Origin of the sequence: Actinomadura sp. NPDC049382 (assembly GCF_040677125.1) — a bacterium.
Lineage (GTDB): Bacteria > Actinomycetota > Actinomycetes > Streptosporangiales > Streptosporangiaceae > Spirillospora > Spirillospora geliboluensis.
The window spans coordinates 13,820-34,339 of record NZ_JBFARO010000084.1; the positions used below are offsets into that span (position 1 = coordinate 13,820).

General features: G+C 73.5%; 16 protein-coding genes and 2 riboswitches. Of the genes, 5 read left to right on the plus strand and 11 right to left on the minus strand.

All coding sequences use genetic code 11. The features are described from left to right. Positions 1-8: 8 nt before the first annotated feature. From AB0K34_RS33110 to AB0K34_RS33145, 8 genes are all read right to left on the minus strand, one after another. A complete protein-coding gene (locus AB0K34_RS33110) occupies positions 9-2,129 on the minus strand; it encodes a hypothetical protein (RefSeq protein WP_364552913.1) in 2,121 nt (706 codons plus the stop codon). 303 nt (positions 2,130-2,432) lie between these two features. Further along, positions 2,433-3,959: a penicillin-binding transpeptidase domain-containing protein gene (locus AB0K34_RS33115; RefSeq protein ID WP_364552915.1), complete on the minus strand. Its 1,527-nt coding sequence runs from the start codon at positions 3,957-3,959 to the stop codon at positions 2,433-2,435. Positions 3,960-4,545: 586 nt separating this feature from the next. After that, on the minus strand, positions 4,546-5,322 hold the full coding sequence (locus AB0K34_RS33120; protein WP_364552916.1) for a hypothetical protein: 777 nt from the start codon (positions 5,320-5,322) through the stop codon (positions 4,546-4,548). A gap of 17 nt (positions 5,323-5,339) precedes the next feature. Next, the gene (locus AB0K34_RS33125; protein ID WP_364552917.1) at positions 5,340-6,467 is read right to left on the minus strand and encodes a glycosyltransferase family 4 protein; all 1,128 of its coding nucleotides are present in this window, start codon (positions 6,465-6,467) and stop codon (positions 5,340-5,342) included. A gap of 67 nt (positions 6,468-6,534) precedes the next feature. Beyond that, positions 6,535-8,154 (minus strand): ubiquinol-cytochrome c reductase cytochrome b subunit, encoded by a 1,620-nt coding sequence (locus tag AB0K34_RS33130; protein ID WP_138640572.1) that lies wholly within the window; start codon positions 8,152-8,154, stop codon positions 6,535-6,537. Then, positions 8,151-9,266 (minus strand): Rieske 2Fe-2S domain-containing protein, encoded by a 1,116-nt coding sequence (locus AB0K34_RS33135; RefSeq protein ID WP_364552918.1) that lies wholly within the window; start codon positions 9,264-9,266, stop codon positions 8,151-8,153. Before AB0K34_RS33135 ends, AB0K34_RS33130 begins: the two co-directional genes overlap by 4 nt. Then, on the minus strand, positions 9,263-10,174 hold the full coding sequence (locus tag AB0K34_RS33140; RefSeq protein ID WP_138640570.1) for a cytochrome c: 912 nt from the start codon (positions 10,172-10,174) through the stop codon (positions 9,263-9,265). The genes AB0K34_RS33135 and AB0K34_RS33140 overlap by 4 nt, the downstream gene beginning before the upstream one ends. Positions 10,175-10,210: 36 nt before the next feature. After that, positions 10,211-10,867, minus strand: coding sequence for a heme-copper oxidase subunit III (locus AB0K34_RS33145; RefSeq protein ID WP_138640569.1), 657 nt, complete (start codon positions 10,865-10,867; stop codon positions 10,211-10,213). Positions 10,868-10,960: 93 nt separating this feature from the next. Here AB0K34_RS33145 and AB0K34_RS33150 point away from each other — a divergent pair, with 93 nt between their 5' ends. Together AB0K34_RS33150 and trpD are read left to right on the plus strand one after the other, a co-directional pair. Beyond that, a complete protein-coding gene (locus AB0K34_RS33150) occupies positions 10,961-11,383 on the plus strand; it encodes a response regulator transcription factor (protein ID WP_138640568.1) in 423 nt (140 codons plus the stop codon). Between the two features lie 57 nt (positions 11,384-11,440). Continuing rightward, positions 11,441-12,487 (plus strand): anthranilate phosphoribosyltransferase, encoded by a 1,047-nt coding sequence (gene trpD / locus AB0K34_RS33155; RefSeq protein WP_301178165.1) that lies wholly within the window; start codon positions 11,441-11,443, stop codon positions 12,485-12,487. A 299-nt stretch (positions 12,488-12,786) separates the two neighbouring features. Here trpD and AB0K34_RS33160 read toward each other — a convergent pair whose 3' ends face one another. The 3 genes from AB0K34_RS33160 to AB0K34_RS33170 are packed head-to-tail and all read right to left on the minus strand — an operon-like array spanning position 12,787 to position 15,677. Continuing rightward, positions 12,787-13,074 carry an Lrp/AsnC ligand binding domain-containing protein gene (locus AB0K34_RS33160; RefSeq protein WP_346046534.1) on the minus strand — a complete coding sequence of 96 codons (288 nt, stop codon included), beginning with the start codon at positions 13,072-13,074 and terminating at the stop codon, positions 12,787-12,789. Positions 13,075-13,123: 49 nt separating this feature from the next. Continuing rightward, a complete protein-coding gene (locus AB0K34_RS33165; RefSeq protein ID WP_364552919.1) occupies positions 13,124-13,873 on the minus strand; it encodes a rhomboid family intramembrane serine protease in 750 nt (249 codons plus the stop codon). Positions 13,874-13,877: 4 nt separating this feature from the next. Then, complete coding sequence (locus AB0K34_RS33170) at positions 13,878-15,677, minus strand: DEDD exonuclease domain-containing protein (RefSeq protein ID WP_301178106.1); 1,800 nt, start codon at positions 15,675-15,677, stop codon at positions 13,878-13,880. Positions 15,678-15,979: 302 nt separating this feature from the next. Between AB0K34_RS33170 and AB0K34_RS33175 the strand changes: the two genes are divergently transcribed. The 3 genes from AB0K34_RS33175 to AB0K34_RS33185 all read left to right on the plus strand — a co-directional run bounded on the left by AB0K34_RS33175 (position 15,980) and on the right by AB0K34_RS33185 (position 20,334). Next, positions 15,980-17,245, plus strand: coding sequence for an NYN domain-containing protein (locus AB0K34_RS33175; protein ID WP_301178107.1), 1,266 nt, complete (start codon positions 15,980-15,982; stop codon positions 17,243-17,245). A 189-nt stretch (positions 17,246-17,434) separates the two neighbouring features. Continuing rightward, positions 17,435-18,484 (plus strand): C40 family peptidase, encoded by a 1,050-nt coding sequence (locus tag AB0K34_RS33180; RefSeq protein ID WP_301178108.1) that lies wholly within the window; start codon positions 17,435-17,437, stop codon positions 18,482-18,484. A gap of 503 nt (positions 18,485-18,987) precedes the next feature. Continuing rightward, a riboswitch (cyclic di-AMP (ydaO/yuaA leader) is annotated at positions 18,988-19,188 on the plus strand. A 156-nt stretch (positions 19,189-19,344) separates the two neighbouring features. Then, a riboswitch (cyclic di-AMP (ydaO/yuaA leader) is annotated at positions 19,345-19,469 on the plus strand. Positions 19,470-19,485: 16 nt separating this feature from the next. Further along, entirely contained in the window at positions 19,486-20,334 is an 849-nt protein-coding gene (locus AB0K34_RS33185; protein WP_364552921.1) for a CHAP domain-containing protein, read from the plus strand. The last annotated feature ends 186 nt before the right edge of the window (positions 20,335-20,520 follow it).

Here is a 20,520-nt window from a genome sequence, read left to right on the forward strand (position 1 = left end):
CGGGATCATCACTGCTGCGAGTTCGCACCGTTCGCACTCCTGTTCTCGGTTGCGGCCGCCGCCGGGGCGGCGGCCGTTCCTGCGCCGTCCGCCGGCGAGGGGGCGGGGGACGGTGACGGCGGCGCCGGCTCCTCCTCTTCCGCCGCCGGGACGGGGCCGAGGTTGGCCATCAGCCCTCCGGGGAGCACTTGCAGGGCGCCGCGCTCGGCGAACCCGAGCAGCGGCTTGGCCCGCTCCCGGAACGTCCAGCCGCCGATCTCGGCGCCGTCCAGCGGTACGGTCCCGGTGCCGCCGCGCAGCCCGAACCCGACCTCGGCGCGCGGCGCCTCCGCACCGCCGCAGGGCCGCTCGGTGCCGGTGCCGCCGAGCGCGCCGCCCTGCGCGACGACACCGCCGTCGCGCAGCCGGGTCACGTTCCGCAGCCGGTAGTAGGTCGTCGCGAGGCCGCTCGGGTGGATCAGCATCACCATCGCGTTGCCGGACGCGTTGCCGCAGAACCGGTAGAGCCTGCCCTTGGCGGCCGCGACCACGCGGCCGTCGCCGCCGGAGAACGCCAGCGAGGCCAGGGGGCGGGCGGAGCCGTCCGAGGTCGTCATCGCCCAGACCTGGCCGATCTTCCACGGCAGCATCAGCCGGTCGCCGGCCCGGGTGCCGTTGACGAGCGCGGCGGCCCCCTCGGCGGTGACCGTCCCGTACTCGCGCAGCAGCCGGCCCTCCGCCGCCGGCATCACGGCCGCGGGCATGTCGCCGAGCAGCGTCGCGAACGCCGCCCCGCCGGACAGCCCGACCTGCCACCGCTCCCCGGTCCAGTGCGCCGCGTAGAACGCGACCTCCGGGTTGGCGGCGCTGGACTCGGGGACGGGGATCGCGGTCGTGCCGAACACCCAGGTCCGGTCGGCGCTGGTCCGGGTGGCGCCGACGATCGGCGGCTGCGTCGGCGCCGCGCCGTAGGCCTGCCGCGCGGCGGCGCCGCGCTCCTCCAGCGTCAGCTTCCGGACCTGCGCGGCGAGCACCCGCAGGCTGGGGCCGTCCGCCACCGGGCCGGTACCGCCGCCCTCGACGGGCTGCCGGGACGGCTGCCCCGGCTGCGCGGGCGCGTCCGTGCCCGGCTTCGGCGGCTGGATCGCGCGCTGCGAGCCGACCGGCCCGGACGTGCCGCCGAGCGGCCCCCCGTCCAGCAGCGCCCGCTCGGCGATGCCGAGCAGCGACAGCCCTACGGCGGTGGATAGCACGATCGCGCCGATGCCCAGCCGGTCGCTGGGCCGCCGGCCGCGCCGCGGCCGCGCCTTGGGCCCGGACCGCGCCCCCCGCCGCTCCACCCGCCGCGACCGCCCGACCCCCTCGGCCCGCGCGTCGAACCGCGCCGTCCGCGCGTCAGACCGCGGCCTGCGAACCTCACGGGCGGTCCGCGCGTCACGCGCATCGAACTGCGCCGTCCGCGCGTCACGCACGTCGGACCGCGGCGTACGGGCATCACGCGCGGGCCGCGCCCTCCGCGCGTCGCGCGCGTCGAACTGCGCGGTCCGCGCGTCAGACTGCGGCCTGCGAGCATCGCGCGTGGGCTGGGCCCTCCGCGCGTCACGCTCAGGCCGTGGTGTGCGGGCGTCGCGCGCGGGCTGTGCCGTCCGGGCGGTGCTTGGGGGTGGGGTGGGTGGTGGTGCAGCGGGTTGCACCGTCGGTACGTCGGTCCGGGTGGCGCGGGAGTCGGACGGGCGGGGGGTGCGCCGGTTGCGGGCCTCGAAGGGGTCGGCGCGGCCGGAGCCCTTGTTGCGCACGGCGAACGGGTCGGACCTCCCGTCGCGCCGCTTCGCGGGCGGCTCGCGCCGTTTCGCGGGCGGCTCGCGCCGCCTGGTGGGCGGGTCGGGCCGCTCCTCCGCCTCGCGGCGCGCGCGGGACCTGCCCTCGCGCCGCTTCGCCTCGCGCCGGCCGGGCTCGCGGCGGGCCGCCTTGCGCCCGCGCTCGAACCAGTCCGGCTGCTCCGACCACCAGGACCCCTCGGGCCACTGGGGCTCCTCGGACCAGCTCGCCTGCCCGGCGGCCGGTCTCGATGAGGGGCGCGCGGGCGTCTCCGCCCACGATGAAACATGCGTGTCGCCCCGGGACGCATGCCCGTTATCGCGTCGCGCCATGCCCTCTCCTGTGGAGGAGACGGAGGGCTCGGCGAACGCCGGTGGCTCCGCGCCGCCGGGCCTCGGGCCCGGCGGCGGTTCCGCTGAGACATCACGGGACCGCGGTGTCGGAGCCCGCTCGCTCCCACCGCGTTCCCCGGACGAATTCTCGGCGAACCCGCCCGATCACTCCGGGAGCATACGCCCTAGGAGTCGTTCTGACGGCAATTGGTGCCAAGAAACCGTCCCGGCCCTATCACCCGGCCGTTCCACTCTCCGGACGAGTACGCAGGAACGGCGCAACGGGTTCATTTCTTCTGGCACCTATCGCAGGAACTTCGCGGCGAGGGGCGCCGCCACTTCCGGCCCGGACCCGCCGCCCTGGACGAACACCGCGAACGCGACGTCGTCCCGGTACCCGATGAACCAGGCGTGCGTCCCGCCGGCGAACTCCGCGGTGCCCGTCTTGCCCGCCGTCCCGCCGGGCAGGCCGGCGCCCGCCGCGGTGCCCTCGGTGACGACGGCCCGCATCATCGTGCGCAGCGCCGCCGCCCCGGGCACCGGGCGCGGCGCCGGAACCTCTCCCCCGCCCTCCCGGATCAGCTTCGCCGGCAGCAGCCGGGGCGGGCGCCATGTGCCGTCCGCCGCCGCCGCGGCGACCGTCGCCATCAGCAGCGGGCTCGCCTGGACGCGGCCCTGCCCGATCGCGGCCTCGGCCAGTTCCGCGCCGCTCTGCGGGTCGGGGAAGCTCCCCGTCGCCGCGTCGGCGCCGGGGGCGAGGGGGGTGCCGAACCCGAAGCGGTGCGCGCTCGCCGCCAGCTTCGCGGCGCCGAGCCGCTCCACCGCCAGCCGCGCGAACGTCGTGTTGCAGGACGCGGCGAACGCGCCGCGCAGCGTCGTCCGGCCGAGCGCGTGGTCCTCGTCGTTGCGGATCGTGCGCTGCGCGGTGACCACCGAGGCCGGGCAGTCGGCGCCCGTCCCGGCGCCGGCCCCGTCGGCGACCAGCCCGCCCGCCGTGACCACCTTGAACGTCGAGCCGGGCGGGTAGAGGCCGGCGAACGCGCCGAGGCCGCCGAGGCCGTCCGCGACCGCGAGGACCTCCCCGGTGCCGGGCCGGACGGCGACGATCGCGGCCTGGCCGGAAGCGGACGCGACCGCCTTCTCCGCCGCCGCCTGCAGCCGCCGGTCCAGCGTCGTGCGGACCTTCCGGCCCTTCGGCACGTCGAACAGCTTCACCCGGCGCGGCGGCGCATCGCCGTCCCGCAGCACGATCGCGTACCCGACCTCCTCCTCGTCCGCGTCGAGGCCCGCGGTGATCCCGTCGAGGTAGGGCGCAAGCAGCCCGTCGCGCGGCAGGGCCTTGCCGTCCCGCGCCGCGAGCGTCACCGCCGGGACGCGGACCTGCCCCACCATCCACGCCCCCTTGCCCTTCAGGCCGGGGTACAGCGTCGCGGGCGTCCACAGGACCCGCCACCGGCCGTCCACGCGGCCCAGCCGGAGCACCGCCTGGAAGGTCCAGTTGCCGTGCCCGGACAGCGTCCGCGTGACGGTGAACGCGGCCTGCGCCGCGTCCTTCCCGGACCGGACGACCGGGCGCGGCTCCACCGCGATCGCCGTGACCAGGAGCCCCCGCGACAGCACCCGGTACTGCTCGGCGAAGTCGGCCGGCGGGTCGGCGACCAGCTCCCGCATGCCGTCGAGGTCGCCCTCGCCCCAGGCGGTGAAGAAGCCCGCCGCGACCTCCTCGGGCGTGTCGTCCCGCCCGCGCCGCAGCACCCATCCGGCCGTGAGCCCCGCCACCAGCACGACCGATAAGACCACGGCCAGCACCACGACACCGCGAGACCGCATGACCCCTCCTCCACCCCGCCCGCCGTTCGAACACTTGATCATCCCAGTGTCCGAATACTCCGTACATGCGACATAGAGCCGTTTTTGTGGCCGAAACTGGAAGGCGGCTTAGCGACGACTCATCCGTCCCTTAAACCCGCTTTAACGGCGCCCCCGAAGCACCGAGACGCCCCTACCTTCGGAAACGTCAGCGACCGCGGACGGAACGGCGGCAGGGAGGTGGCTCCATTGCATCGATCACCGCGACAAGGGATCGGCCCGGGGGCCGCCCGGCCTCCGGGGCCCGCGGTCGGGCACCGCCGAGGGAGCGATCCTCGCGGTGCCGGACGCCGCGGGCCGTGCCCCGCGCTCCCGTCCCCGCGGACCCGGTCCGGCGGGCCGGCCCACCACGGCGCACCCCACCTCCAGGTCCTCCACGAGGGCGCCGGGCCGGCCGCGACCGGATCACACCCATCCCCCTCGGCAGGGGCGGGTCCGCGCGGAACGGCCTCCGGGCGCGGGGCACGACCCGGTTCACCCCGTCCCCCGCCACACCCAGGGACCGGGCCCTGCCCACGGCGCGGGGGCAGGGCCCTCCTTCTTCCTCTCAGCTCGTCCAGGGCAGGCGGACGGCCTCCAGCGCCGGATCCGTCAGGACGGCCTCGATGAGGGACGTCGGGCCGACGATCTTCGTGCCCCACAGGTCCCAGTCGCAGTAGACGACCCAGGACCGGTCCTCGGCCCACAGGTCGGACGGGCAGCTGTTCAGCCCGGGATGGTCGTACAGCGCGGTCGCGTCGCCGAGGCGGCCCGCGAGGACGGTGTCGTCGTCCCAGTCGTTGGTCACCAGCGGGCAGTAGTAGGCCAGGCAGCGGGTGTCCGCGTCGGACGAACTGTGCCGCAGCAGCACCCCGATGAGCCGGTGCCAGCTCTCCCGGTCCAGGCAGCCCTCCGCGGGCGGCCGGACCGCCGCCGACCAGCTGCCCGCCGGGTGCCCCTGGCGCAGGCAGCGGCTCCCCGGCAGCGCCCCGTCCGGGACGACCGGCTCACCGAAGCCGCGCGCCAGCTCCCGCCAGCGCAGCCGCCGCCACCCCGCGCCGGGGTCGCCGGTGCGGCCGAGGTCGACGCCGGTGACGATCGCGCCCTCCAGCAGGTCGCCCACGTCGGACGGGCCGGTCAGCCCCGCCGCCGCCACCGACTGGTGGACATCGTCGTGCGTCGTGGTGACCAGGCCGCCCTCCCACACGTACATCGCGTGCAGGAGCCAGGCGGCGTCGGGGCGGCGCGGCGGCTCGAACCCCGAATGGCCGTGGGCCGGATCCAGCTCGCGCAGCCACCGGGCGGCCTCCCCCGGAACGCGGGCCCATGCGTCCTCGATGTCCATAGCCGCATCCTGCCATCTCAGGGCGTCAGCAGGCCGCCCAGCCGGGCGGCCTGGACCTCCCAGCGCCACTCGCGCTCGATCCAGGCGCGGCCCCGCTCCCCCATCGCGCGGGCGCGCGCCGGGTCGGCCAGCAGCCCGGTGAGCGCGGCGGCGATCCCGGCGACCGAGCGGCCCGGCACGACCAGGCCCGTCTCGCCGTCCAGGACGGCGTCGGGCGCGCCGCCGGTGTCGCCGGCGCCGACGGGCAGCCCGGTCGCCGACGCCTCCAGGTAGACGATGCCGAGCCCCTCCACGTCCAGGCCGCGGCGGCGGGTCCGGCACGGCATCGCGAAGACGTCGCCCGCGTCGTAGTGGGCGGGCAGCTCCTCCCAGCTCACGCCGCCGGTGAAGACCACGCTGCGGTCGACGCCGAGGGACGCCGCGAGGCGCTGCAGGCGATCCCGGTAGGGGCCGCCTCCGACGAGGAGGAGGGCGGTGTCGGGCTGCTCCCGCAGGACGCGCGGCCACGCGTGGATCAGCGCGTCCTGGCCTTTGCGCGGCACCAGCCGCGACACGCACACCACCACCGGCCGGTCCGCGAGCCCGTGCCGGGCCCGGATCTCCTCGCCGCCCGTGTTCCGGTGGAAGACCTTCTCGTCCACGCCGGGGGCGAGCCGCGCCAGCCGGGCGGCGGCGCTCGGTGCCAGCGCCCGCGCCAGCCGGGTGCGGGTGTACTCGCCGAGGTAGGTCAGCACGTCGAGGTCGTCGCCGATGCGGCGGAGCAGGTGCCGCGCCACCGGGAGCGCCGCCCAGCCCGCCTCGTGGCCGTGCGTGATGCCGACGAGGCGCTCGGCGCCGCGCCGCCGCAGCGCCGGGGCCAGCAGGCCGAGCGGCGCCGCCGCGCCGAACACGACCGAGTCGCAGCCCTCAGCGCGCAGCACGTCCGCGGCCCGGCGCAGCACGCCCGGCTCCGGCAGCATCAGCGAGCCGGGATGCCGGACGACCGGGAACGGCTGCCGCGCGTCGAACTCCGCGGCGCCCTTCCACGCCGGGGCGTAGACGACCACCGAGCCGGCGGGGCGGCGGGCCGCGAGGCCGTGCACGAACGCTTGGATGCCGCCGGGCCGCGGCGGGAAGTCGTTGGTGACGAACAGGGTCTTGGTCATCGTCCGGCCAGAATACGGAGAGGCCCGCCACCGCGGCTGCGGTGACGGGCCTCCGACGAGCGTGCGGTCAGTGGCTGATCTCCTGCGACTTGCGGCCGCCCTCGATCTCCTCGTGCTCGTGCTCCTCGACGGGGATGTCGTCGAAGGTCCACGCCCGGTTGAGCCGCGACCGCAGGTGGCCGATCGGGCCCTTCGCCCCGGGCGCCGGGATGCCCGCGGCGTCCCGGTCCGGCGGCTCCGGCCGCGTGTTCTCCTTCGACAGCAGGACGTGCCGCTCCTCGTCGCGCGCCGGCTCGTGGCGCTCGGAGAACTTGCCGTCCGGCGACATCAGGATCACGCCGCTCTCCACGCCGTGCCCGACGATGTCGGCGTCCTTGCGCTGCAGGCCGAGGCAGATCCGCTTCGTCACGATGAACGCGATGACCGGCCCGACGAAGAACGTCACCCGGAAGAACCACGTCGTGGCGAACAGCGACAGGTGGAACTTGTCCGCGAGGACGTCGTTCGCGCCCGCCAGCCACAGCAGCCCGTAGAACGTGACCGCGGCGACGCCCGTCGCGGTGCGGACCGGGGCGTTGCGCGGCCGGGTGTTGACGTGGTGGTGCCGCTTGTCGCCGGTCACCCACGCCTCGATCCACGGCCAGGCCGCCGCGCCGCCGAACACGATGCCGAGCGGCAGGGCCGCCGGGATCAGCACGCTCAGGCTGAGCGTGTGGCCCCAGGCGTTGATCTCCCAGCCCGGCATGATGCGCAGCGAGCCCTCCAGGACGCCCATGTACCAGTCGGGCTGGGAGCCCGAGGAGATGGCGCCGGGGTCGTACGGGCCGAACAACCAGATCGGGTTGATCTGCGCGAACGCCCCCAGCAGCGCCAGGACGCCGAAGGTGAACAGGAAGTAGGCGCCCGTCTTGGCCATGAAGACCGGGTAGAACGGGTAGCCGTAGACCTGCTTCTCGGACTGGTTCTTGACCGGCATCGCGGTGTGCTTCTGCACCCACATGATCATCATGTGCGCGGTGACCATGCCGAGCAGCAGCGCCGGGATCAGCAGGATGTGCACCATGTACAGGCGCGGCACGATGTCCTGGCCGGGGAACTCACCGCCGAACAGGAACATGTACAGGTAGGTGCCGACGATCGGGATGCCCTCGGCCACGCCCTGCGTGATGCGCAGGCCGGTGCCGGACAGCAGGTCGTCCGGCAGCGAGTAGCCCGCGAGGCCCTCCAGCATGCCCAGCGTGAACATGCCGATGCCGATCAGCCAGTTCAGCTCGCGCGGCTTGCGGTAGGCGCCGGTGAAGAAGACCCGGAGCATGTGCGCCAGGATCGACGCCATGAACAGCAGCGCCGCCCAGTGGTGGATCTGCCGCATGAGCAGGCCGCCGCGGACGTCGAAGCTGATGTGCAGCGTCGAGGCGTACGCCTCGGACATCTTCACGCCGTTCAAGGGCTTGTAGGAGCCCTCGTACACGACCTCCACCATGCTCGGCTTGAACCAGAGCGTCAGGAACGTCCCGGTCAGCAGCAGGATGATGAAGGAGTACAGGGCGATCTCGCCCAGCATGAAGGACCAGTGGTCCGGAAAGACCTTCTTCATGTTGCGCTTGAAGAAGGTGGTGGACCCGAGGCGGTCGTCGAGGAACGTCAGCGGGGCCTCGACCGCCTTGGGTGCTGTCGCCTCGCTCATCCGCGCTCCCAGAAGCTCGGGCCGACGGGTTCGTGGTAGTCGCTCGTGGCGACGATGTAACCGTCCTCGACCGACAGCGGCAGCTGCGGCAGCGGCCGCGCCGCCGGGCCGAACACGACCTTGGCGGCGTCGGTGGCGTCGAACGTGGACTGGTGGCACGGGCACAGGATGTGGTGCGTCGTCTGCTCGTACAGGGCCGCCGGGCAGCCGACGTGCGTGCAGACCTTCGAGTACGCGACGATCCCGTTGACGTGCCAGTTCTCCCGGCCCTTGGCGGGCTTGAAGTCGCCGGCCGGGACGTTGATCAGGATCGTGACGGCCTTCGCGACCTGGGTGAGCACCTCGTCCTCGGGCAGGTGCTCCTCCATGCCCTCCGGCAGCACGGTGATCATCGAGCCGGGCGCCGAGAAGTCGCTGACCTTCAGCGGCACGTTGGTGCCGTCCACCACCAGGCGGACGCCCTTCTTGCCCTGCGCCTTCGCCTGCTTGACGGCCTCGCCCCAGAAGGTGTGCCGGAGCCTCTTCTCCGGCAGCGGGCCGAGGTCGCGCAGCAGCACCAGCGGGGCCAGCCCGAGCGGCGCGGCGGCGAGCAGCAGCGTGCGGCGCAGCAGCGGCCGCTTGGTGATGCCGCTGTCCTCCGCGCCCTCCATGAAGTCCCGGCTGAACGCCTCCCGGGTCTCCTCGTCCGCCGCCAGCTCGTGCCGCTCCTGGATGATCGGCTTGCTGGTCATCAGCCGGCGCACCCAGATGGTGACGCCGACCGCCATCGACAGGAAGGCCAGCGCCATCGTCCCGCCGAGCCAGAAGTTGTTCTCGCGGGCGTCCAGCAGGCCGTGCATGCCGCCGTCGCGGCCGCTCCAGCCGATGAAGTAGGCGATGAACGCCACGCTCGACACGAACGCGAGCAGGAAGAACGCCGCGACGATGCGCTCGGCCCGCTTGGCCGACTGCTCGTCGAGCTGCTCCCCCACGCCCGCGGGCGCCGAGATGTCGTCCTCGGCGAGGAGGGCCTTCTCCCTCGCCGGGGACGGCGTGCCGATCACGCGCTCGCGTCGGCCGCCGTCCTCGCGCGGGCCCGTCGAGCCCGCGGTCTCCTTGTTGTCGTCGCTCATGACTTCTTCAGCTTCTTCGGCTTCTTAGCGGTGATCCACATGGCCGCCAGCACCATCAGGCCGAGACCCACCAGCCAGGCGACCAGGCCCTCGCTCACCGGGCCGATGCGGCCGAGGCCGTTGCCGCCCGGGTTGGGCTCCTCGCGCGTCTGCACCAGGTAGGAGATGATCGCCTGCTTGTCCTCGGGCCGCAGCGTGGTGTCGTTGAACACCGGCATGGCCTGCGGACCGGTCAGCATCGCCTCGTAGATCTGGGTGGGCGTGACGTCGCTGTTGGACAGCGGCGGCGCGTACTTGCCGCCCGTCAGCGCGCCGCCCTGGCCGGTGAAGCTGTGGCACTGCGCGCAGTTGGTGCGGAACAGCTTCCCGCCGAGCGCCACGTCGCCGTTCTTCGGGTCCACGGCGGACGCGGGCGGAACCTCGGGGCCACCGCCGAGCGAGGCGATGTAGGCCCGCAGGTCGGCCAGGTTCTTCTCGGCCTGGGCCTTCTGCTTCTCCGCCGCCTCCCGCTTCTCCGGCTCCTCGTAGTCGGTCTTGATCGAGGTGTTGAAGGTGGGGATCGGCGTCTTGCGCGGCACCTGCGCGCCAGGGTTCATCGCGGGCATGCGGCCCGTGCTGACCTGGAAGTCGACGGATGCGGCGCCCACCCCGATGAGGCTCGGCGCGATCGAGTTGCCCTCGGCGTCCTTCGTGCCCTCGGCGTTCAGCCCGTGGCAGCTCGCGCAGTTCTTGTTGAACAGCTGTTGCCCGTGCTTCAAGTCCTCCGCGGCCTGCGCGGTGCTCTGCGCCTCGGCGCGGTCGGTCTGCGGCGAGAAGCCGGCGTAGATCACGCCGATCGCCGCCAGGGCCGCCAGCACGACGGCGTAGCCCGCCCACGGGCGCCGTCGCCATGCGGTGATCCTTTTCACGGAAATCCCCGTTCGGGTCATGTCGTCGGGATGGGGTCAGAGGTCGAGCAGGTACACGACCGAGAACAGGCCGATCCACACCACGTCGACGAAGTGCCAGTAGTAGGACACGACGATCGCGCTCGTCGCCTGCTCGTGGGTCCAGCGCTTGGCGGCGTAGGTCCGCCCGAGCAGGAACAGGAACGCGACCAGGCCGCCGATCACGTGCAGACCGTGGAAACCGGTGGCCAGGTAGAACACCGAGCCGTAGGCCGAGGACGAGAAGGTCAGCCCGTCGTGCACGACGAGGTTGTAGTACTCGTACGCCTGGCCCGCGACGAAGTAGGCGCCCATGAGGAACGAGAGGATGTACCACTCGCGCAGACCCCACCGGGCCGGGTTCAGCAGGCTGCCGTCACGCCCGACCTTGCCCGCCTCGGCCTTGAACACGCCCATCTGGCACGTCACCGAGGACAGCACCAGGATGGTCGTGTTCACCGCCGACAGCGGCAGGTCCAGCGGGGCGCCCGGCCACGCGTCTTCACCGGACTGGCCGATCGTCACGGAGCGGATCGTGAAGAACATCGCGAACAGCGCCGCGAAGAACATCAGCTCGGACGACAGCCAAACGATCGTCCCCACGCTGACCAGATTGGGACGGTTCGCCCGTGCGTGAGGTGTTGTCTCTATCGCGGATGCTGTCACGGGCAGCATTATTGCGCCCCCATCCCGTGAGTGACGCATGACCCCCCTCCTAGGGTTCCCCGAGCGTGTTGCCGGAGCCCCCGACCCGGTACCCTCACGTGCATGAGCACCACCCCGGAGAGCCCGATGAAGGTCCTCGTCTACAGCGACGACGCGAACACCCGCGCCCAGATCCGGCTGGCCGTCGGGCGCCGGCCCGCCGCCGACCTGCCGAAGGTCGAGTTCGTCGAGGTCGCCACCCAGCCGGCCGTGGTGGAGCGGCTGGACGAGGGCGACATCGACGTCGCGATCGTCGACGGCGAGGCGCAGCCCGCCGGCGGCCTCGGCGTCTGCCGGCAGGCCAAGGACGAGGTCTACGACTGCCCGCCGTTCCTCGCCCTCATCGCCCGCCGCGACGACGGCTGGCTCGCCACCTGGTCGCGCGCCGACGCCGTCGCGAGCCTGCCGATCGACCCGATGGCGCTGGCGAACGCCCTCGCCGGGCTGATGCGGCAGCGCCTGGAGAACCGCCTGCCCGCCCTGTAGCCCCCGCGCCCGTCCGCCGAAGGGGCGGCCGCACGACACGACGACCCGGTAGGGGACATGGACGCCCGCACGAACTGGCCCGCACTGCTCAACGCCCTCCTGTCGGGCGAGTCGCTGTCCAGCGAGGAGACCTCCTGGGCCATGAACAGCATCATGGCCGGGGAGGCCACCGACGTGCAGATCGCGGGCTTCGCCGTCGCGCTGCGCGCCAAGGGCGAGACCGTCGAGGAGGTCACCGGCCTCGCCGACGGCATGATGGACAACGCCACCCGCATCGAGGTCCCCGGGCACATCGCCGACCTCGTCGGCACCGGCGGCGACCGGGCCCACACCGTCAACATCTCCACGATGGCCGCCGTCGTGGCCGCCGCGTCCGGCGTCCGCGTCGTCAAGCACGGCAACCGCGCCGCCTCGTCCTCCTGCGGCGCCGCCGACCTGCTGGAGCACCTCGGCGTCGCCATCGACCTCCCGCCCGACGCCACCGCGCGCGTCGCCGAGGAGACCGGCATCACCTTCTGCTTCGCGCCGCTCTACCACCCGGCGCTGCGCTACGCGTCCCGGACGCGCAGCGAGCTCGGCACGCCGACGGTGTTCAACTTCCTCGGCCCGCTGACGAACCCGGCGCGCCCGTCCGCGCAGGCCGTCGGCGTGTTCCACCCGCGGATGGCGGGCGTCATCGCCGGCGTGTTCGCAGCCCGCGGCTGCTCGTCCCTGGTGTTCCGCGGCGACGACGGCCTCGACGAGCTCACCACCACCGGCACCTCCACCGTGTGGGTCGTCCGCGACGGAACCGCCACCGAGACGACCTTCGACCCCGCCGACCTGGGCATCCCCCCGGCCCAGCCGGACGACCTCCGCGGCGCCGACGCCGAGTTCAACGCCCGCGTCGCACGCGACACGTTCGCCGGCGCCGAGGGCCCGGTCCGCGACATGGTGCTGCTGAACGCGGCCGCGCTCATCACCGCCTACGAGGGCACCCCGCCCGCCGCCGACCTCACCAAGGCCCTCCGAACCGGCTACGACCGCGCCGCCGAAGCCGTCGACTCAGGCAAGGCGAAGGACCTGCTGGCCCGCTGGGTAGAGGTGTCAGCTTCTCTGCGCTGAGTATCAACGCAGGAGGCGCCCCCACACCCCACTGTGGGGACGACTTCACGCCTTCCGACCTTCGCTGGCGCGTCCTGCAGACGCTCTGTCACCCCATGCCCAGTCAGGGCTCCCACATCGCACAACACCAAGCCGCCACCCGCTTGTCGGGGGGGTAGGGGGCGAAGCCCCCACCGGGGGCGTGGGGGCGGAGCCCCCACCGGGGGTTGCCCCAGCGCCTGTAGCGAAGCGCCAGCGAAGCCGGAAGGCGCAGGGGCAACCCCCGACCGCGGGGGGCGTGGGGGGGCGCCCCCCCACATTTAGTCAGCGTCCGGTAGCCCTAGCGCGAACGCCTGCTCCAGGTCGTGCTGCGAGTACGTGCGGAACGCTATGTGGGTTTCGGTGCCGACGATGCCCGGGACCTTGTTGATGCGGCCGGGGATGACGTCGTTCAGTTCCTCGTGCCGGCGTACGCGGACCATCGCCATGAGGTCGTGGTCGCCGGTGACGGAGTAGACCTCGCTGACGCCGTCGAGCGCGGCGATCGTCTCGGCGACCTCGTGGATGCGCGCGACGTCGGCCTTGACGAACACGATCGCAGTGACCACTTCACCCTCCCCCTCAGACACGGAACTCTCCGACCCTATCGGGCGGGGGTCAGCCGCGGCTCAGCGCGGCCGGGCGGCGGGCGGGGCCGGCTCGGCGGGCGAGGAGGGCGAAGGCGACGCCGGCCACGAAGCCGTAGATGTGGGCGGTGTAGGCGACGTTGCTCTTCTCGTCGCCCAGTGACAGCCATTGCAGGACGAACCAGTATCCCAGCACGACCCAGACGGGCAGGCGGACGACGATGACGGGCGGTACCCAGCTGACGATGCGGCCTCGCGGGTTGAGGATCACGTAGGCGCCCATCACCCCGGCGATGGCGCCGGACGCGCCGATGAGTGGGACGGTCGAGTCGGGTGAGGTCCACGCGAAGCCGTAGACGGCGACCAGGCCGAACGCCAGGTAGCTCAGGAGGTAGCGCCAGCGGCCGAGGCGGTCTTCGACGCCCATGCCGACGACGAACAGCGCCACCAGGTTGCCGAGCAGGTGCAGTGCCCCGGAGTGCAGGAACATCGAGGTGAACGCGGAGGTCCAGGGCGCCTTCTCGAAGGACGCGGGTCCGCATTCGCGGACGATGTCGGTCGGCAGCGGCTGCTGGTCGCCGGTGGTCAGCTCTTTGGGCACCGCGCCGTACTCGTAGGTGAAGTGCGCCGCCCGGCATTCGCGGACGTGGTCCTCGCCGTACCAGGTCGCGAAGTTCGACATGGGCGTGAGCAGGAAGACCACGACGTTGGCCGCGACGAGCAGGTACGTCACCCACGGGACGCGGCGCGCCGGCTGGCTGTCGTAGAGGGGCAGTGCCACAGGGTCACCTTAGTGGGCGGCCGGGGCGCGAGCGGGACGTCTCGGGCCGCTCGTAGGGTCGTTCGTAGGCCTTGTCGATCCATTCGCGCAGACCCTCGGCGCCGTGCACGGGGCACGTCCACGGGCCGTCGACCTCGACGAGCCGGACGCCGGGCAGGTCGAGCCAGCGCAGCACGCACTCCATCTCCTCGGCGGTGGCGCCCGCCGAGGGGGGCGCGCCGAGGGGGACGCCGCCGGGCGCCTCGCCGGAGGGCGGGAACACGGTTTCGGCGGTGGCGATGAGCGCGTCCACGTACGGGCGGGGGTGGGCGCGCGGCGGGACGGTGCCGGCGGCGGCGAGCCGGCCGTAGCGCACCACCGACAGCTCCCAGCCGCCGTCGAAGGCGGGCCGGGCCGCCACGAGCTCCGGCAGCCGGGACAAAGCGGCGAGCCGCTGGCCTCGCGCGGCGGCCCGGACGAACGCGGCGAGCCGGTCGCGCTGCGCGGCGGCCTCCTCGTAGCGCAGTTCGGACGCGAGCCGGTCGATGCGGACCTGGGCGGCGGCCATCACGGGGCGGACGTCGCCCTCCATGACGGCGCGGGCCGTCCCGGCGTGGACGGCGTAGGCGTCGGGGGACTCGCGGCCGTCGCAGGGCGCGCCGCAGCGCCCGATCTCGGCGAGCGCGCACGCGCGGGCCTTGCCGCGCTCGATCAGCCGGAGCGTCAGCCGCTGGGTGCACTGGCGCAGCGGGACGGCCTCGTGGAGGGCGGCGCGGGCCTCCTCGGCCTGCCGCCGGGACGAGATCGGCCCGAGGTAGCGGGCGCCGTCGGCGCGGCATTCCCGGACGATCGACAGCCGCGGGAAGGGCTCCACGGTCAGCTTCAGCCAGATGGCCCGCTCGGGGAACTTCGAGCGGCGGTTGTAGCGCGGTTTGTGCTCGGCGATCAGCCGCAGCTCGCGGACTTCGGCCTCCAGGCCGGTGGCGCACACGATCGTGCGGACGTTCTCGGCGAGGCCGACCATCTCACGGACGCGCCAGCGCGTCTCCGAGCCGGTGAAGTAGCTGCGGACCCGGGAGCGCAGGTCGCCGCTCTTGCCGACGTAGAGCACCTCGCCCGCGGCGTCTTCGAACAGGTAGACGCCGGGGGTGCTCGGCACGTCGTCGGCGAGGTGCCGCTTGCGGCGCTGCTCGGGGGTGGGCGCCTTGGCGAAGCCGCGCATCTCCTCCAGCGAGGTGACGCCGAAGGAGCCGAGCCGTTCGATGAGGCCGTGCAGGACCTCCGTGGTGGCGCGGGCGTCGGCGAGGGCGCGGTGCGTCGGCTCGTTGGACGTCCGGAAGAAGCGGGCGAGGGTGCCGAGCTTGCAGTTGGGCACCTCGTCCTTGGACAGGACGCGGCGCGCCAGGTCGACGGTGTCGACGACGGGGAAGGCGGGCCAGGCGTACCCGTTCGCGGCGCAGGCGGTCTTCAGGAAGCCGATGTCGAAGGGGGCGTTGTGCGCGACGAGCACGCAGCCGCGCGCGAACTCCAGGAACGCGGGCAGCACCGACTCGATGCGCGGCGCGGCCGTGACCATCGCCGTGGTGATGCCGGTCAGCGCGGTGATGAACGGCGGGACGGGCCCGCCGGGGTCGACCAGCGTGCCGAAGTCGCCGAGCTCTTCGCCGCCGCGCACCTTCACCGCGCCGATCTCGGTGATGGCCGAGTCGGCGGCCGAGCCGCCCGTCGTCTCCAGGTCGACCACCACGAAGGTGACCTCGGCGAGCGGCGTGCCGAGGTCGTCAAGCGTCCCCTGCACTCCCTCAACACCGTGCGCAGCCGTCATGTGCGCGACCGTAGAGGACCCCACCGACAGAAGCCGGGGCCGCTAGGGTTGGGGGGCGCCGGCACGTCCCGCCGGGCGGGGGCCGCGGGGGACGGCTCGGGGGAGCCCGGCGCGCCCCGTCCGTTCGCGCGTCCGCCCTGGTCGGCGCCGGTTAGGACGCGGGGCGGCAGGGAAGACAGAGCCCACCGGCGGCGTAGCCCGGAAGGAGCGGGATCATCGACAGCGGCCCCGAAGCGACCCCCGGCTGCGCGGAGTCCGACGAGAAGCTGGGCAGGCCCCTCCCCGAACCGGTCCGGCAGTCGGTGGTCGAGGCCGCCGCCGAGCTGATCGGGACGCTGCCCGCCGACGAGGTCCCGGTGCCGCTGCGCCGGTTCGCGCGGTTCGAGCGCCGCAAGCGCGCCAAGCTCGCGGGGCAGCACATCGCGGCGGTGCTGGAGAAGGACGCCGCGTTCCGCGGCCGGGTCGCGGAGCCGCTGCGGGAGGCGCAGGCCGACCTGGTCGGGGAGGTCGAGGCGGGGCGGGTGCCGCCCGCCGCCGACCCGGTCCGGGTCGCGGTGCTGGCGTACCTGCTGCGGCCCGCCGGCTGGACGGGGCTCGTCGACGCGGCTCGCGCCGAGCTGGAGCGCTCCGCGTCCGCGTCGGAGGAGGAGGCCGCCGAGCGCCGCGTCGCGGCGCTGAAGGAGGAGCTGGCCGCCGCGCGCGCCTCGCGCTCCGCCGAGCACGAGAAGCTGCGCGCGGAGCTGCGCGAGGTCAAGGCCGAGGTGGCCGAGCTGCGCCGCAAGCTGCACGACGCCCGCATCCGGTACCGGGCGGCGGAGGAGCGCGCGGACACGGTCGTGGCGGACGCCGAGCGGCGGCTGGCCGCGGCCGGCGAGTCGACCGCCGCGGCGGAGAAGGAGGTGCGCAAACTGCGCGCCCGTGCCGAGCGGGCGGAGACGGCCGCGGAGGCCGCCAAGCGGGCCGCGCGGGAGGGGCGCAACGTCGACGACGTCCGGCTGCGGATGCTGCTCGACACGCTCGTGGACGCGGCGCAGGGCGTCCGGCGGGAGCTGGCGCTGCCCGCGACGATCGTCCGGCCGGCGGACGTGGTCGGCGGGCTGGAGCCGGACCGGCTCGCGCACCGCACGCTGCCGGGCCGGGCCCTGTCCGACAGCGACCCGCAGCTGCTCGACCGGCTGCTGGCGCTGCCGCAGGTGCACCTGATCGTGGACGGCTACAACGTCACGAAGACCGGCTACGGGGAGCTGCCGCTGTCGGACCAGCGCAGCCGGCTCGTGTCCGGGCTCGGCGGGCTGGCCGCGCAGACCCGCGCCGAGGTGACCTGCGTGTTCGACGGCGCGGAGCTGGACGCGCCGGTGGCGATCGCGGCGCCGCGCGGCGTCCGGGTGAAGTTCAGCGCGCCCGGGCAGACCGCGGACGAGCTGATCGGCGAGCTGGTGCAGGCGGAGCCGCCGGGCCGTCCCGTGGTGGTGGTGTCCTCGGACCGCGAGGTCGCCGACGCGGCGCGGCGCGCCGACGCCCGGCCGTGCCCGTCCACGCTGCTGCTGCGCCGGCTCGGCCGGTCCTGACCGGGCGCCACCGGTTAAGGACGGTTTAAGGCCGCGATAAGGGACGGGTCGCAATCCGTGACCTGGTCATCACGGAAAGTGGACGTAGCCCGTCGATCTCCATCAAAGAGTGACGAATCGGTTGTGACGGTTGTTGCCCCTCGCTAATGTCGTCCGCTGACGTCGTGGACGAGAGGGGCGAATCCGACCGTGGCCAAAGATCTCATCGGGGCACCGGCACGCGAGCGTGACCGGAGGGGCGGCCCCGCGAGCAGAGGCGCCTCCCGCCGCCTGGCGGCCGCCGCCTGCCTGACCGTGACCGCCGCCCTGGTCTCCCCCCCGGTGGTGGCGCACGCCGACCCCAGGCCGACCAAGGCCCAGGCCCAGAAGAAGCTCGACAAGCTGAGCGAGCAGTTCGACCAGGAAGTCGAGAAGTACAACCAGAACCGGGAGAAGCTCAAGGTCGCCAAGAAGAAGTACGACGCGGCGACCAAGGCGAGCAAGGAGGAGCAGGCCACCTTCGAGCAGCAGCGCTCCAAGATCGCCCAGATGGCGGCCGCCGCCTACAAGAACGGCGACTCCACGGACGTGACGGGCTTCGTGGGCAGCAAGGACCCGCAGTCGATCCTCGACCAGGCGGCCGTCTTCTCCCACCTGTCGCACGAGCGCAGCTCCCAGCTCACCCAGTTCCTCGCCACCGCGCAGCGGCTCCGCCGCGAGCAGTCGCAGGCCAAGGCGGCCTACGACGAGGTGAAGCAGAAGCAGGCTGAGCTGAAGAAGAAGAAGGTCGAGCTCGACAAGCAGGTCGAGAAGCAGAAGGCGCTGGTCCGGCGGCTCGGCGGCGGCTCGTCGTCGTCCTCCGGCGGCGGCGGGCCGACCGGCGGCACCTACACCGGCCCGGCGAGCGGCGCCCCGCGCGCGGCGCTCGACTTCGCCTACGCCCAGCTCGGCAAGCCGTACCAGTACGGCGCCGAGGGCCCGGGCTCCTACGACTGCTCCGGCCTGACCATGAAGGCGTGGGCGGCGGCGGGCGTCAGCATCACCCGCACCACCAACTCGCAGTACGCCGCCACCAAGCGGGTGGCCAAGAGCGACCTGCAGCCGGGCGACCTGGTCTTCTTCAGCAGCCTCGGCCACGTCGGCCTGTACGTGGGCGGCGGCAAGATGATCCACGCCCCGCGCACCGGCAAGAACGTCGAGGTCGTCAGCATCACCTCGGGCTACTACCTGAGCAACTACTACGGCGCCGGACGCCCCTGACGCGTCCCGCCGCGCCCCGCCACAGGGGCGCGGAACGGCTCCCCCCGACAACGGACCAGGGTTGACCTGGTCCGTTGTTAATTTTGGGGGGGTTTGCCTTCTCTTGGGGCTTTGGTACGTTGTCCTCACTCACGGCGCCCTCCAGACGCCGTGGTCACGCGACGCCCACCAGGCGCCGCGGCCCCACGCGGCGCATCAGTCCGCCGCGTGACGGCGGCGCGAGCCACGTGCCGCACCCCCTCGGGACGGCACGGTCCACGCGCCGTCCCCGCGGCCCCCTCAGGGTGCCGCAGCGGTCCGCACGCGGACCGCGGCCGGCCCGGCCCACCGTGCGCACGCCCGCAGCGGCATGGCGCTGAGAGCGCGGCCACGGCGGTCCATCCGGGTCAGCCTCCCGGACGTCCCCCCTTCAACGGGACGGTCGTCCGTGCACAACATCAGGCGCCGCTCGTTCGCACGCGGGAGACAGGTCCCGCGCCGGGCCCCATCTCGCCCCCAGGAGCGCAGCGGCAGCGCCGAATCCGCCGCAGCGCGGAACCGGGGAACCACATCGCCGGAGTCCGGGAGTCCTCCCGGACGGGCATTCCGGCACCCGGGGTGAATCGGTGCGTCTCTCCCGGCCCCGTTCCGGTGGAGCCCGCCGTAGGGCCAGCTTCCTCGCCCGAACCCGTCAGCTAACCCGGTAGGCGTCTGGAAGAGCGAAGGAGAGATTCCGCAGCGTTACCTGGGCGTGGCCGCCCATCATGCGGCCACGCCCGGACCCCCTGCGCTCCGCGGGCCCCGCCCGCCGAGCGCTCCCCATCCGAACCGGCGTGCCCGATGGCGGGCACGTCACCGCCGAGTCCGCGGCCGCGCCGGCGCGCCGTCCGCGGAGCCGGGGACCCATCCAGTCCCATCACATCGGGGTGAATCGGCCTGCCCAAGGGCGGCCGTAGGGCGGCTTCCACGCCCGAACCCGTCAGCTAACCCGGTAGGCGGCATGGAAGTCGAGGAGACCCCCCGTGCCAGGCGCACATCGCAAGAAGATCCCGGGCAAGCACCGCAAGGCGCGCCCCCTGTCCCTCCCCTGGCGGACGACCGGCGGCGTCCTCGTCGGCGCCGCCGTACTCGGCACCGCCGCGATGACCGCCCAGGCGTCCGTCCTGCCGTTCGGCTCCGCCCCGGCGGCGACCACGGCGGCCGACGCCGCCGTCGCCAAGAAGGCGGACAAGGGCTCGTCCGGGAACTCGTCCAAGGACGCCTCCAAGGGCGGGCGGAGCGGCAAGGCCGCCAAGACGCCGAAGCCGTCCGCACCGTCCCCCGGCAAGTCCGCGAAGGGCGAGCCGGAGCCGGCCGCCGCCGGACCGCAGGCCGCGGCCTCGCGGCCCACCGCCGATCAGGCCATCGCGCTCGCCCGGTCCCAGGTGGGCGTGAAGGAGGACGGCGGCGGCGAGACCAAGTTCCAGCAGTGGTACATGAGCACCTCCCGCGCGCAGCAGACCCTCGCGCGCGACGGCGGCTCGCTCGGCGGCTACAGCGACGCGAACTGGTGCGACATGTTCGTCTCCTGGGTCGGCGAGCAGATCGGCTTCACCGACCAGATCGGCAGCGACGCCTGGACGGTCGCCCACGCCCGCTGGTTCCAGGAGCACGGCCGCTGGGGCACCGAGCCCAAGCCGGGCGCGATCGTCTTCTTCGCCTGGGACGGCGGCAAGAAGGTCACCGACATCCGGCACGTCGGCATGGTGATCAAGAAGGTCGGCGACGGCACCGTCCAGACCGTCGAGGGCAACACCGGCAACGCCGTCAAGGTCAAGGTGCGCTCCGCCGCCGACATCGTCGGCTACGGATACCCCGACTACAAGTCGTGACGGCCTCCCCGGCGGCGCGGGCTGCATAGGATCGCGCGCATGGAGGACGCTCGGGACCAGGACGATCCGGAGCGGGCCGCCCCCGAGCGGGGCGGCCCGCGGCGCGGCGCTCCCCAAACTGAAAAGCACACCACATCACAACCGTCAAGCACAAAAAGAAAGCGTAATACCGCTAATGTTATTTAT